This is a genomic window from Pseudarthrobacter phenanthrenivorans, from assembly GCF_000813845.1.
GTDB classification, from domain to species: domain Bacteria; phylum Actinomycetota; class Actinomycetes; order Actinomycetales; family Micrococcaceae; genus Arthrobacter; species Arthrobacter phenanthrenivorans_B.
In genome coordinates, this window is the sequence record NZ_JWTB01000036.1 from 1 (window position 1) to 13,177 (window position 13,177).

Below are 13,177 nucleotides of genomic sequence, written 5' to 3' on the forward strand. Positions count from 1 at the left end.
CCACTTTAACCACCCACCACCAGGCACGGGCACCACCACCCCCGGCATCGCCCGAGCCGCTTCGCCCGGGCCCGGGGACCCTTGACTGCCCCATCAGATATCGCCACCACCCACACCGGAAAAAGCGGCAGGAACTGATCCCGCATCCTCTGGAAACCGGCAGGAGGTGATGGGGCGTGGTTGTGAAGATGGCCACGATCCCGCTGCCAGGGCTTTCACTGTCCGGGAGATTTTTGTGGCTCCACTAGAATTGATGAAGATGTACGGACTTCGAAGCGCTTGATTTCGGGTTGCGTAGGAAACGAAACGAGCGGCTGCAGTTGCGCCAGTGGTCGGCTCACAACAGGAGGATTCCATATGGCCGAGCACAACGGTGGCAATCGCGGCAACGACCGCGGCGCGTTCCGCGGCAACAACAACTCCGGCGGTGAGCCCCGCGGCTTCCGGTCCCGTAACGACCGCGACGGCAACAACTTCTCCCGTGGCGGCGGTCCCGCCGGCGGCGGTGAACGGAAGCCTTACGGCGACCGTGACCGTAAGCCGTTTGGGGATCGTCCCCGACGCGAGGGCGACAGCGACCGCCGTGGATACGGTGACGGTGAGCGCCGCCAGTTTGGTGATCGTGACCGTAAGCCGTTTGGTGATCGTCCGCGCCGTGAGGGTGAGGGTGATCGTCGCGGGTTTGGTGGCGGCGGCGACCGTGACCGTAAGCCGTTTGGTGATCGTCCGCGCCGTGAGGGTGAGGGTGATCGCCGCGGTTTTGGTGGCGGCGGCGACCGTGATCGCAAGCCGTTTGGTGATCGTGACCGCAAGCCTTTTGGTGACCGTCCGCGCCGTGAGGGTGAGGGTGACCGCCGCGGGTTTGGTGGCGGCGGAGATCGTGATCGCAAGCCGTTTGGTGATCGTCCGCGCCGTGAGGGTGAGGGTGACCGCCGCGGGTTTGGTGGCGGCGGCGAGAACCGCCGGCCATTCGGGGACCGTCAGGACCGGGCACCCCGAACCTTCGACCGCAGCGAGTCCCGCAGTGACGCCGGCCGTGGCGGATCCGGCCCCAGGAGCTTCGGCCGCGACCGCCAGGAGGAACGACCGGCCAGGGTGCCCAACGCCGCGGACCTCCGCAGCGCCAACCGGCCTGACCGCGAACGCTCGCCCGAAATCGATGAGGACGTCACCGGCAAGGAACTGGACCGCGCCACGCAGCACCAGATCAAGACCCTCGAGCCCAAGAGCTCGGAGTGGGTGGCCCGCCACCTGGTGATGGCCGGCCGCCTGATTGACGACGAGCCGGAGCTGGCATTCCAGCACGCACTGGCAGCCAGCCGCCGCGGCGGACGGCTCGCCGCCGTCCGCGAGGCCGTGGGCCTGACTGCCTACGCCGCCGGCCACTACGGTGAGGCCCTGCGCGAATTCCGTACTTTCCGGCGCATCAGCGGCTCCAACGTGCACCTTCCCGTGATGGCCGACTGCGAGCGTGGCCTTGGGCGTCCCGACCGTGCCCTTGATGTGGCGCGCTCGGAGGAAGCCCAGGACCTGGATGCCCCGGGCAAGGTTGAGCTGGCCATCGTTGCTGCCGGTGCCCGTACCGACCTCGGGCAACTGGACGCGGCCGTAGCCGAGCTGGAAATCCCGCAGCTGGACATCAACCGCGCGTTCTCCTACAGCCCGCGCCTCTTCCGCGCGTACGCCGATGCGCTGGCAGCGGTGGGACGCGAAGACGAGTCGCAGAAGTGGAGCCGGCAGGCCGTCGTGGCGGAAAATGCCCTGGGCCTGGGTGCCGACGAGGAACCCGACATCATCGACCTTGGCTGGGATGAAGAAGAGGAAGCCCGGGAAGAGGCAGAACGCCGCCGGATGCTGGAGCGGGCCTCCAAGGGCGCTGAGGCCGAAACGCCCGCAGCAGGTCCCTCGGAAGCGGCGGCCGGGAGCGCCCGCGCAGCCGGGGCGAAGTCGTCGCAGGACAGCAGCATCGACGACCAGGATGCCGACTACTTCGTTTCCGACGACGAAGAATCGGACCAGGACTCGGTGGAACATGACGAGCTCGATTCCGTGCCTGCCGACGACGCCGGTGCTGACGATGCCGGCGCTGACGACGCCGCTGCCCAGGACCATGCAGCCATCCAGCACGACGAAGACCGCCGGGAAGATTAAACGCCCATGACTGACGTCTCCCTGATTTCCCGCTTCGACGCGCTCCTGGCCGACCTGGACGGCGTGGTCTATGCAGGGCCCAACGCCATTCCCGGTGCCATCGACGCGTTGAAGCAGCTCTCAGGCCTTGGCATCGGCCTCGGCTACGTGACCAACAACGCGTCCCGTTCTCCGGGCGAGGTGGCTGCCCACCTCCGTGAACTTGGCGCGCCCGCCGACGACGACCAGGTAGTGAGTTCTTCCCAGGCCGCGGCCGACCTGCTGGCCTCCCTGCTGGCACCCGGATCCAAAATCCTGATCACCGGAAGCCCAGCACTCGCCCGTGAAATCGAGCTGGCAGGCCTGGTGCCCGTCGACAGCCAGGACGGGGAGCCGGTGGCCGTAGTGCAGGGATTCAACCCTGCCATCGGCTGGAAGGAGCTGGCCGAGGCCACGTACGTGGTCAACGGCGGTGCCCTCTGGGTGGCCACCAACACGGACATGACCATTCCCCAGGCACGCGGGATCGCCCCGGGCAACGGCACCTTGGTTGCGGCCGTCGCCGCTGCCACCGGCCAGCAGCCCAGGGTGGCCGGCAAACCCGAGGCGCCGCTGTTCCACTCGGCCGCCAAACGCCTCGGCGCCGAGCGGCCCCTGGTGGTCGGCGACCGGCTGGACACCGACATCCTGGGCGGCAACAACGCCGGCTTTGCCACCGTGGCTGTCCTGACCGGCGTCGACACCCGCGAAACCATCCTCGCCGCGCGCGCCGCAGAACGGCCCACCTACATCATCGAGAACCTCGGCGACCTGCACCGCCCCTACCCTGAGGTGACGCACGACGACGGCACCTACGCGTGCGGCAACGCAAGCGCCCGCGTGGCCAACGGCGCGGTGGGCGTCATTGGCAACCAGGCGGACATCAACGCCTGGCGCGCCGCTTGTGCTGCCTGGTGGGCCCAGACACCGGAGGCGGCGGCCCCGCAGGCGCCCAAGCTGGTGTGGCTGGATCACTAGACTGGTCCAATGACTGAGCTGACCGAACCGGACCATCCCGCAGCCCGGCCAGCCCCGGAGTGGCCGCACGGCGACACGCATGACCCCGGGCAGGGCATCAAGGATCCGCAGGTGGCCCAAGCCATCGCCGGGCTCCGGGACCTGCCCGGACTCCCGGCAGCGGATCACGAGGCCGTCTACAACAGGCTGCACGATGACCTGCTGGCCGCGCTCAACAGCGATCCTGCCAACAGCGATCCCACCAACGGCCCGCCAACCAACAGCGCAGGAGGGGCGTCCTGATGCCGGTGCGCCTCGACCAGGCACTGGTGGCCCGCGGGCTGGCGAGGTCCCGTACCCATGCCGCCTCGCTCATCGCCGAAGGCAAGGTCAGCTCGGGCGGCCAAGTCCTCGCCAAGGCGTCCCTGCAGGTTGACGACAGCCGGGACCTGGCCGTCGAACACGATGACCAGGACACCTACGCCAGCCGTGCAGGCCACAAATTGGCCGGTGCGCTGGACGCCTTCCCCGAGGTGTCGGTGAACGGCAAAAGGTGCCTTGACGCCGGCGCCTCCACCGGCGGCTTCACCGACGTCCTGCTTCGCCGCGGCGCCGCGCACGTAGTGGCGGTCGACGTCGGGCACGGCCAGCTGGTGCCGCACCTGCGCGACGATCCCCGCGTGGATGTCCACGAGGGCATGAACGTGCGCTACATGGCGCCCGAAGACATCGGCGGCCCGGCCGCACTGACCGTCGCCGACCTGTCCTTCATCTCCCTGACCCTCGTGGTGCAGCCGCTGGCGGACTGCACGGAGCCCGGCGGCGACCTGGTCCTCATGGTCAAGCCGCAGTTCGAGATCGGCAAGGACCGGCTGGGCCGCACGGGCGTGGTGACGTCGGAACGCGAGCGGCGGCTGGCGGTGGAGAAAGTCGCCAGGGCTGCGCTCGACGCCGGACTGGACCTGTGCGGCCTGGCCGCCAGTCCGCTGCCCGGACAGGACGGAAACGTCGAATACTTCCTGTGGATAAAACGCAGGATCAGCAAAGACTTGCCTAAGATCGAAGAGCGAGAGGCAGCAGCCGCTGCGTTGCTCGGACAAATCTGGCCGAACCACTAGAGAGCGGAACCTGATGAGCAGGCGTGTACTGGTCCTTGCCCACACCGGCCGCGAGGAGTCATTGAAAGCCGCCTGGGAAGCCTGCGCCCTCCTGCACGCTTCCGGGATGGTTCCGGTGATGCAGGAGTCCGAGCTGGGGGACATGGAACGGTTCTTCGGCCACCTTGCCCAACCGGTGGAAGTGCTCCACGACCACGTTCAGCTGCCCGACGTCGAACTCGTCATGGTCCTCGGCGGTGACGGCACCATCCTGCGGGCAGCGGAACTGGTCCGCGAAGTGGACGTGCCGCTGCTGGGGGTCAACCTGGGCCACGTAGGCTTCCTGGCCGAAAGTGAGCGGGCGGACCTGGCGCAGACGGTGGAATGGATTGCCAGCCGCGAATACACGGTTGAAGAGCGCATGACCATCGACGTCCAGGTGTGGGTCCGCGGGCAAAAGATTTGGCACACCTGGGCTTTAAACGAGGCTGCCATCGAAAAGGCCAACCGCGAACGGATGCTCGAGGTCGTCACCGAAGTGGACGAGCGGCCACTGACGTCGTTCGGTTCCGACGGCATCGTGCTGGCCACCCCCACCGGATCCACGGCCTACGCGTTCTCCGCCGGCGGTCCGGTGGTCTGGCCCGAGGTGGAGGCCCTGGTGATCGTGCCCATCAGCGCCCACGCGCTCTTCGCCAAACCCCTCGTGGTGTCACCGCGGTCACGGCTCGCGGTGGAGGTGCTCGGCCGGACCGACGCCCAGGGCGTGCTGTGGTGCGACGGCAGGCGTTCGGTGGACCTGCCGCCCGGTGCCCGGGTGGAAGTCACCAAGTCCGCCACACCGGTCCGCCTGGCCCGCACCCACCAGACGCCGTTCTCCGCCCGGCTGGTCCGCAAATTCGAACTGCCCATCCACGGCTGGCGCGGTCCGGTGCCAAAGTCGGATGCCGTGCACACCGGACCCATCCCGATAGTGCGGACGCCGCGGCCCATGCCGCCGCTGCCGGCACCGCATGCAGAAAATCCGGGCAGCGATCCCGATCCGTCGACTGCAAAGTGAATCCATGCTTGAAGAACTGAGAATCCGCGATCTCGGCGTCATCACTGACGCAACCCTTCCTCTCGGCCCGGGACTGAGCGTGGTGACCGGCGAAACCGGTGCCGGCAAAACCATGGTGGTGACCGCCGTCGGGCTCCTGCTGGGCGCCCGCTCCGACGCCGGAGCCGTCCGCAGCGGCGCCAAGAGCGCCACCGCCGAGGCCGTGCTGAAGCTTGACGCCGGACACCCCGCCGTGGCCCGTGCCCTCGAGGCCGGTGCCGAGGCGGAAGAGTTCGACGGCGGCAGCGAGCTGATCCTGGCGCGGCGCCTGGGTGCGGACGGACGCAGCCGGGCGTTCCTTGGCGGCCGCGCTGCACCTGTGGGCGTCCTGGCCGAAATCGGCGAATCCCTGGTGGTGGTCCACGGCCAGTCGGACCAGATCCGGCTCAAGGGCGCCACGGCCCAGCGCGAAGCGCTGGACAAGTTCGCCGGGGACAGCCTGGCCGGCACGCTCGCCGCATACCAGGAGCTGTACGGCCGGTGGAAGGCCAACCAGGCGGAACTGGAAGGACTGCGCAGCGCCGCACGGGACCGGCTCCGCGAAGCCGAGTCCCTGGAGGCAGCCCTCGCCGAGATCGACGACGTCGACCCGCAGCCGGGGGAGGACGAACTGCTGAAGGCTGAGGCCGTCAAGCTGGCCAACGTTGAGGAACTGCGGATCGCGGCGAGCACGGCGCACCAGGCTCTCATCGCCGAGGACTTCGGGGAAGCGGGCGACGCCACCACGCTGGTCGATTCGGCGAAGCGGACACTGGAGCACGTGGCCGAACACGATGCCGAACTGGGATCAGCTGCCGCGCGGCTGGCCGAGGTGGGTTTCCTGCTCAACGACATCGCCACGGAGCTGGCCAGCTACCAGGCCGGCCTGGACTCCGAAGGCCCGGAACGGCTCGCCGAAATTGAGGACCGGCGTGCCGCTTTGGCCAAACTGGTCCGCAAGTACGCGCCCACCATCGACGAGGTGCTCGAGTGGGCTGACAAAGCACGCATCCGGTTCGACGAGCTGCAGGACGATTCCTCCCGCATCGAGGCGCTGGACGCTGAGGTGGTCCACGCCGAGGCAGAGCTGAAGAAACAGTCGGCGGCCATCAGTAAGATCCGCGCCAAGGCCGCCAAGGACCTGTCCACCCGGGTCAGCGCTGAGCTCAAGGCGCTGGCCATGGCCGACGCCACGCTCCTGATCAACCTCGAAACAGCCGGGCAGCTGGGCCCGCATGGCGCGGACGAGATCAGTTTCCTGCTGCAGCCGCACTCGGGTGCCCCGGCCCGGCCGCTGGGCAAGGGTGCCTCCGGCGGTGAACTTTCCCGCGTCATGCTGGCCATCGAAGTGGTGCTGGCCGCCGTCGATCCCGTCCCCACGTTCGTCTTCGACGAGGTGGACGCCGGGGTCGGAGGCCGAGCCGCCGTCGAAATCGGCCGCCGGCTTGCCATGCTGGCACGCCATGTTCAGGTGCTGGTCGTTACCCACCTTCCGCAGGTGGCGGCGTTCGCGGACCAGCACATCACCGTCACCAAAACTTCCGTGAGGGGGGCCGACGGCGGCACCGCCACCGGGTTCACGTCCAGTGATGTCCGCCTCCTTGACGGGCCGGAGCGGGTGCGTGAACTCGCCCGCATGCTGGCCGGCCAGGAGGACTCCGAGTCCGCGCAGGCACACGCCCAGGAGCTGCTGGACGACGCCAAGCTGCTGCCGCAGCAGGCCTGACGATCGCCGCATGGGCCCGGCCCGGTCAGCCACGGGAACGCGCAATTGATGATAGGCTCGAATTCCGTGGTGCAGCGATCAAATTCCCGTGTAAATTCCCGGTTCCCGGGTTCCTCCAAGACGACCAAGCACATCTTTGTCACCGGCGGTGTGGCGTCCTCGCTCGGCAAGGGACTGACGGCGTCCAGCCTGGGTCACCTGTTGCGGGCACGCGGCCTGTCCGTCACGATGCAGAAGCTCGATCCCTACCTGAACGTGGATCCGGGCACAATGAACCCCTTCCAGCACGGCGAGGTCTTCGTGACCGATGACGGCGCCGAGACGGACCTGGACATCGGGCACTACGAGCGCTTCCTTGACGAAAACCTCGAAGGTTCCGCCAACGTGACCACCGGCCAGGTGTACTCCACCGTGATCGCCAAGGAACGCCGCGGCGAGTACCTCGGGGACACCGTGCAGGTCATCCCGCATATCACGGACGAAATCAAGCGCCGCATGCGCCTGCCGGCCGAGGGCAAGAACGCCCCGGACGTGATCATCACCGAGATCGGCGGCACCGTTGGCGACATCGAGTCCCAGCCGTTCCTCGAATCCGCCCGCCAGGTCCGCCAGGACATCGGCCGAACCAATGTCTTCTTCCTCCACGTTTCGCTGGTGCCCTACATCGGCCCGTCCCAGGAGCTGAAGACCAAGCCCACCCAGCACTCCGTGGCGGCGCTGCGCTCCATCGGCATCCAGCCCGAGGCGATCGTGATCCGCTCGGACCGCGAAGTGCCCGAAGCCATGCGGGAAAAGATCGGCCGCATGTGCGACGTCGACATCGACGCCGTCGTGAACGCCGCGGACGCCCCCAGCATCTACGACATCCCCAAGACCCTGCACGGGCAGGGCCTGGACTCCTACATCGTCCGTGCCCTGGACCTGCCGTTCAAGGACGTTGACTGGACCAGCTGGGACCGTCTCCTCGAAGCCGTCCACAACCCCAAGCACCACGTCGAAATTGCCCTGGTGGGCAAGTACATCGACCTCCCGGACGCCTACCTCTCCGTCACCGAGGCGCTGCGCGCCGGCGGCTTCGCCAATGACGCCAAGGTCAAGATCCGCTGGGTCCCGTCCGACGAGTGCGAGACCCGCGAAGGCGCCATCAAGGCGCTCGACGGCGTGGACGCCATCTGCGTCCCGGGCGGCTTCGGCATCCGCGGACTCGAAGGCAAGCTCGGCGCCCTGAAGTTCGCCCGCGAAACCAAGCTCCCCGTCCTGGGCCTGTGCCTCGGCCTGCAGTGCATGGTCATCGAGTACGCCCGCAACGTCGTGGGGCTGGAGGGTGCGTCCTCGAGCGAATTCGAACCCGACTCCAAGTACCCGGTCATCGCAACGATGGAGGAGCAGCTGGAGTTCGTCGAAGGCCGTGGGGACCTGGGAGGCACCATGCGCCTGGGCCTCTACGAAGCCAAGCTGGATGAAGGCTCGGTCATCGCCGGAACCTATGGCAAGACCACCGTCAGCGAACGCCACCGGCACCGCTACGAGGTCAACAACAAATACCGCCAGCAGATCGCGGACAAGGGCCTCGTCTTCTCCGGCACGTCCTCGGACGGCAAGCTGGTGGAATTCGTCGAGCTTCCCGCCGACGTCCACCCGTACTACGTGGCCACCCAGGCCCACCCGGAACTGAGCTCGCGGCCCACCCGCCCGCACCCGCTGTTCGCCGGGCTGGTCAAGGCCGCCCTGGACCACCAAAGCGGCAACCACCGCGGCGCTGCCGGCGAGGGCGCCGCCGACACGGCCGTTCCGGCGGCCGGTGAGGCTGCAGCATCCGGTAGCGTTACGGCTAAGTAGTCAAGAGAACACCAAAGGACGGCGCGATGCCTGGTACACCTGAAGCCACCCCTGCCAAACAGGTTTCGGATGCACCAAGCCCGCGCCGTCTTTTGTCCACCGAGAAGGTCTATGAGGGCCGGATCTGGGACGTGGTCAGCGATACCTTCCAGCTGTCCGAGTCCGGGGATGCCCTGACCCGGGCCTACATTGACCATCCCGGTGCCGTCGCCGTCCTGCCCATGAACGACCAAGGCCAGGTCCTGCTGCTGAAGCAGTACCGCCATCCCGTGGGCATGGACCTGTGGGAGGTGCCGGCAGGCCTGCTGGACGTCGAAGGCGAAGGCTTCCTGGCGGGGGCTGCGCGGGAATTGGCCGAGGAAGCCGACCTCGCTGCCGCCACCTGGAACGTCCTGGCCGATGTCTTCAATTCCCCGGGATCCTCCAGCGAGGCCATCCGCATCTACCTGGCCCGGGACCTTCGCGAATTGCCGCACCACGAACGCCACGAGCGGACGGATGAGGAAGCCGAGATCGAGTTCCACTGGATCGGCCTGGATGATGCTGTGGCATCGGTCCTGGCCGGGCACCTGCACAATCCGTCCGCCGTCGTGGGTATCCTTGCGGCCGCCGCGGCCCGTGCCTCCAACTATGAAGGGCTTCGTCCCGCCGACGCCCCCTGGCCCGCGCATCCCAGCCAGCGCTGATGGGTCCCGGTCCTTCGGTTGACGCGGCACCTGAAGCGGCGCCGCCCGCGCAGCCGGCTGTGAGCGCGAAACCCGCACCGGTGGATGTCCCGGCGGCCATCAACCGGGGAATCACCGACTACCTCCAGCACATGGGGGTGGAACGTGGCCTGGCCGCGAACACGCTGGCCGCCTACCGGCGCGACCTGGCACGCTACGCCCGCTACCTGGCCGGTGCCGGCTGCGAACGCCCGCAGGACATCACCCGCCGGCACGTCACCGGCTACGTCCGGGCACTGTCGGACGGGTCCGACGGCGGTTCCACCCTTGGCGTGCGCTCGGCCGCCAGGACTGTGGTGGCCGTCCGGGGACTGCACAAGTTCTGGGCCCTGGAAGGCTACACGCCCTCCGATCCTGCCAGCGACGTCCACCCGCCGATGGCCGGCAAACGGCTCCCCAAAGCAATCAGCGTGGATGAGGTGACCCGCATCCTCGAGGCCGCGGGAACCGATACTGCAGCGGGACTGCGGGACCGTGCCCTGCTGGAATTCCTTTACTCGACCGGTGCCCGGATCAGCGAGGCCGTGGGACTGGACGTTGACGATATCTCCCTCGCGGAGCCGGAGGCAGGGCCGGCCATCGTCCGGCTGTTCGGCAAGGGATCGAAGGAACGGCTGGTGCCGCTGGGATCCTATGGGGCCCGCGCGCTGGACGCCTACCTGGTCCGCGGCCGGCCGCTGCTCGCCGCCAAAGGCAAGGGCACGCCGGCGTTGTTCCTCAATGCCCGGGGCGGCAGGATCAGCCGGCAAAGCGCCTGGACCATCCTGAAGGCGGCCGCGGAGAAGGCCAACATTACCCGCGATGTATCGCCCCACACGCTCCGGCATTCGTTCGCCACGCACCTGCTCGAGGGCGGCGCGGACGTCCGCGTGGTGCAGGAACTGCTGGGCCACGCCTCCGTCACCACCACCCAGGTCTACACGCTGGTCACTGCCGACACCCTGCGGGAAATCTACGCCGCGGCGCACCCGCGGGCGCTCGGCTAAAACCCACGCCGGCCAGTGGTCATTCCAGCACGTTGAGCGTCAGCTCCAAGCCGCTGAGCAGCAGGGCCAGGAGGGTGGTTCCGAGGCCGGCCACCAGGAGCAGCCCCGGGTGGGCGAGGCCGACGACGAGTCGCCGAAGCTGCGGCGACCGGCGCAGGAACCCCGCCGGCACCCGGGAGGTCCCGGGCACCTGGCGCCAGCCGCGGAGACGGCGGAGGAACCAGGCACAGCGCACGATCAGTGCCATCCACAGCACGGCCACAACCACCGGTACGGCGGCCACGAGGAGATGGAGGCCCAGCGACGTGACCGCCCGCTCGGAATCCCCGGCCAGCGCCTGGACCGTTGTCGAAATCGAGGCGCTGGCCACCACGGAAATGCCCCACACCAGGAAAGCGGCCGTCAGCGCGAGGAACCGGACAACGAAGTGCGACAGCACGGACTCCTTTGCCGGCCGAAGGTACTCGCGTGGTGTGGCGTTGAGTAGTGCCACCGTGCAGGCCAAGGTGGGCAGTGCGGCCATCCCCACACAGGCGTACCAGGTCCAGCCGGCAAGGTCCAGGAGTTCGTCGGCGACAATCAGCAAAGCCCACGAGACCGTCCACAGCCAGCCGGCATACAAGGGATTCCGCACCAGCCAGCCACGCAACCGGACGGTGCCGCGCCGGGGCGGCCATACCTTCGGAGTGGGGGCCGGTTCTTCCCCGGCGGCCGTGTTCATGGGCCTCACTGTAGCAACGGGCCCGCCGCCGTGGGCTTCGGCCGCCCAGAGCGTATCAACGCGGCGCACCTCGGCATCGCATCAAAGCAAGGCGGTCCGGGCGGAGGAGGCGACGGTTAGGCTGGAGCCATGACCGCAGCTGCCGTGACCCTCTGCTTCCTGCTCCGTGACGCGGAGGATGGGGCCGAAGTCCTCCTGGGGCTGAAGCAAACGGGCTTCGGCAAGGGCAAGATCGTGGGGATCGGCGGGCACGTGGAGCCGGGGGAGACCGACGCCCAGGCCGTGATCCGGGAGGTCCTGGAGGAAACCGGAGTGGTGCTCCGTCCAGAGGACCTGGCAGATGCCGGAGCCGTGCACTTCGTATTCCCGGCACGGCCGGAATGGGACATGAAGACCAGCCTGTTCACCGCCCGCACCTGGGAGGGCGAGCCCGGGCCCAGCGACGAAATCCTGCCCGAGTGGTTCCGGGTGGACACGCTGCCGGTGGAGCGCATGTGGCAGGACGCCGACCACTGGCTGCCGGTGGTTCTGGAGGGCCGCAGGGTCAACGTGGTGGTCACCATGCACACCGACAACGAGACGGTCGCGTCGTCCCAAAGCCTCCTGGCCTGATCCTCCAAGGCACTTAACGGACGACGGCGGCCCGGGCACCGAGGTGCCGGACCGCCGTCGGACGTTCCCGCCAAAGGCTAGGGAAGGTGCCGTTCCTCGGGACCGATGTATTCGCTCAGCGGCCGGATCAGCGAGTTGGAGTCCAGCTGCTCCATGATGTGCGCGGTCCAGCCGGTGATCCGGCTGGCCACGAACAGGGGAGTGAAGGTGGGGGTGTCGAAGCCCATCAGGTGGTAGGTGGGCCCGGCGGGGTAATCAAGGTTTGGCTTGATCGCCTTTGCCTCGTCCATCGCCTGTTCCAGGCCGTTGTACAGGCCGAGCAGCTCGGGGCGGCCGTAGTGCGCGATCATCTTGTCCAGGGCGGCCTTCATGGTGGGGACACGAGAGTCACCGTGCTTGTAGACGCGGTGGCCAAAGCCCATGACTTTCTTCTTCTGCGCCAGGGCATTTTCCATCCAGGCCTTCGCCCGGGCCGCAGCCTCCTCGAGGGACTCCTCCTGCCGGATGCCGATCTCGTCGAAGGTATGCATCACGGCTTCGTTCGCACCGCCATGCAGCGGGCCCTTGAGCGCCCCGATGGCGCCGGTCACGGCGGAGTGCAGGTCCGACAGCGTGGACGTGATCACCCGCGCGGTGAAGGTTGAGGCATTGAACGAGTGCTCGGCGTACAGGATCATCGACACGTTGAAGGCGTCCACCACCTCCGGGACCTGTTCCTCCCCGAAGGTCATCCACAGGAAATTCGCGGAATAGCCCAGGTCGTCCCGGGGCTCCACGGCGTCCTGCCCGTGCCGCCGGCGCTGGTCGTAGGCCACCACGCCTGGCATCGCGGCGAACAGGTCCACGGCCTTGGCCATGTTGGCCTCGCGGGAGGAATCCCCGGCCAGCGGGTGCCGCGCGCCCATCACGGACGCTGCGGTCCGGCAGACATCCATGGGGTGCGAGGTTGTGGGCAAGGCATCGATCACCTGCTTGACGACAGGATCCAGGGCACGGCCGGCGCGTTCCCGGGCCGTGAATTCGGCCAGCTGGTCCTTGGTGGGAAGTTCGCCGTTCCAGAGCAGGTAGGCCACTTCCTCGAAACTGCACCGGGCCGCCAGTTCCTGCACGGGGTATCCGCGGTAGAGCAGGGAGTTCGTGTCCGGGTTGACCTTCGAGACCGCGGTGTAGTCCACCACGACGCCGGCGAGGCCCTTTTTGATCTCATTTTCAGCCATGCTGAAACTCCTTTGTTCCTGAAGCCTGTTCCGGCCGCGGCCGGCTTTCC

At 67.9% G+C, this 13,177-nt stretch carries 13 protein-coding genes; 10 read left to right on the forward strand and 3 right to left on the reverse strand.

All coding sequences use genetic code 11. The features are described 5' to 3' along the window. Positions 1-93 precede the first annotated feature (93 nt). On the reverse strand, positions 94-1,203 hold the full coding sequence (locus tag RM50_RS21120) for a hypothetical protein (RefSeq protein WP_240471985.1): 1,110 nt from the start codon (positions 1,201-1,203) through the stop codon (positions 94-96). Here RM50_RS21120 and RM50_RS21125 point away from each other — a divergent pair. Genes RM50_RS21125 through xerD form a run of 9 tightly spaced genes read left to right on the forward strand, consistent with a single transcriptional unit; the run spans position 1,096 to position 10,577 of the window. Continuing rightward, complete coding sequence (locus RM50_RS21125) at positions 1,096-2,151, forward strand: hypothetical protein (protein ID WP_240471986.1); 1,056 nt, start codon at positions 1,096-1,098, stop codon at positions 2,149-2,151. The genes RM50_RS21120 and RM50_RS21125 overlap by 108 nt on opposite strands. Positions 2,152-2,157: 6 nt before the next feature. Continuing rightward, on the forward strand, positions 2,158-3,147 hold the full coding sequence (locus RM50_RS17130) for an HAD-IIA family hydrolase (protein ID WP_043455118.1): 990 nt from the start codon (positions 2,158-2,160) through the stop codon (positions 3,145-3,147). Positions 3,148-3,156: 9 nt separating this feature from the next. Further along, on the forward strand, positions 3,157-3,429 hold the full coding sequence (locus RM50_RS17135; RefSeq protein WP_043455119.1) for a hypothetical protein: 273 nt from the start codon (positions 3,157-3,159) through the stop codon (positions 3,427-3,429). Next, complete coding sequence (locus RM50_RS17140) at positions 3,429-4,244, forward strand: TlyA family RNA methyltransferase (RefSeq protein WP_043455121.1); 816 nt, start codon at positions 3,429-3,431, stop codon at positions 4,242-4,244. Before RM50_RS17135 ends, RM50_RS17140 begins: the two co-directional genes overlap by 1 nt. A gap of 13 nt (positions 4,245-4,257) precedes the next feature. After that, on the forward strand, positions 4,258-5,283 hold the full coding sequence (locus RM50_RS17145; protein WP_043455123.1) for an NAD kinase: 1,026 nt from the start codon (positions 4,258-4,260) through the stop codon (positions 5,281-5,283). Between the two features lie 4 nt (positions 5,284-5,287). Next, entirely contained in the window at positions 5,288-7,027 is a 1,740-nt protein-coding gene (gene recN / locus RM50_RS17150) for a DNA repair protein RecN (protein WP_043455125.1), read from the forward strand. 48 nt (positions 7,028-7,075) lie between these two features. After that, entirely contained in the window at positions 7,076-8,866 is a 1,791-nt protein-coding gene (locus tag RM50_RS17155; protein WP_043455127.1) for a CTP synthase, read from the forward strand. Between the two features lie 26 nt (positions 8,867-8,892). Further along, complete coding sequence (locus RM50_RS17160) at positions 8,893-9,552, forward strand: NUDIX domain-containing protein (RefSeq protein WP_043455129.1); 660 nt, start codon at positions 8,893-8,895, stop codon at positions 9,550-9,552. Continuing rightward, complete coding sequence (gene xerD / locus RM50_RS17165) at positions 9,552-10,577, forward strand: site-specific tyrosine recombinase XerD (RefSeq protein WP_205622299.1); 1,026 nt, start codon at positions 9,552-9,554, stop codon at positions 10,575-10,577. The genes RM50_RS17160 and xerD overlap by 1 nt, the downstream gene beginning before the upstream one ends. Before the next feature lie 19 nt (positions 10,578-10,596). Here xerD and RM50_RS17170 read toward each other — a convergent pair whose 3' ends face one another. Beyond that, positions 10,597-11,298, reverse strand: coding sequence for a hypothetical protein (locus RM50_RS17170; protein WP_043455131.1), 702 nt, complete (start codon positions 11,296-11,298; stop codon positions 10,597-10,599). Positions 11,299-11,427: 129 nt separating this feature from the next. On the opposite strand from RM50_RS17170, the gene RM50_RS17175 reads away from it, so the two are divergent. Beyond that, positions 11,428-11,910: an 8-oxo-dGTP diphosphatase gene (locus RM50_RS17175; RefSeq protein ID WP_043455134.1), complete on the forward strand. Its 483-nt coding sequence runs from the start codon at positions 11,428-11,430 to the stop codon at positions 11,908-11,910. Positions 11,911-11,987: 77 nt separating this feature from the next. Here RM50_RS17175 and RM50_RS17180 read toward each other — a convergent pair whose 3' ends face one another. Beyond that, positions 11,988-13,127: a bifunctional 2-methylcitrate synthase/citrate synthase gene (locus tag RM50_RS17180; RefSeq protein ID WP_043455136.1), complete on the reverse strand. Its 1,140-nt coding sequence runs from the start codon at positions 13,125-13,127 to the stop codon at positions 11,988-11,990. Positions 13,128-13,177 lie beyond the last annotated feature (50 nt).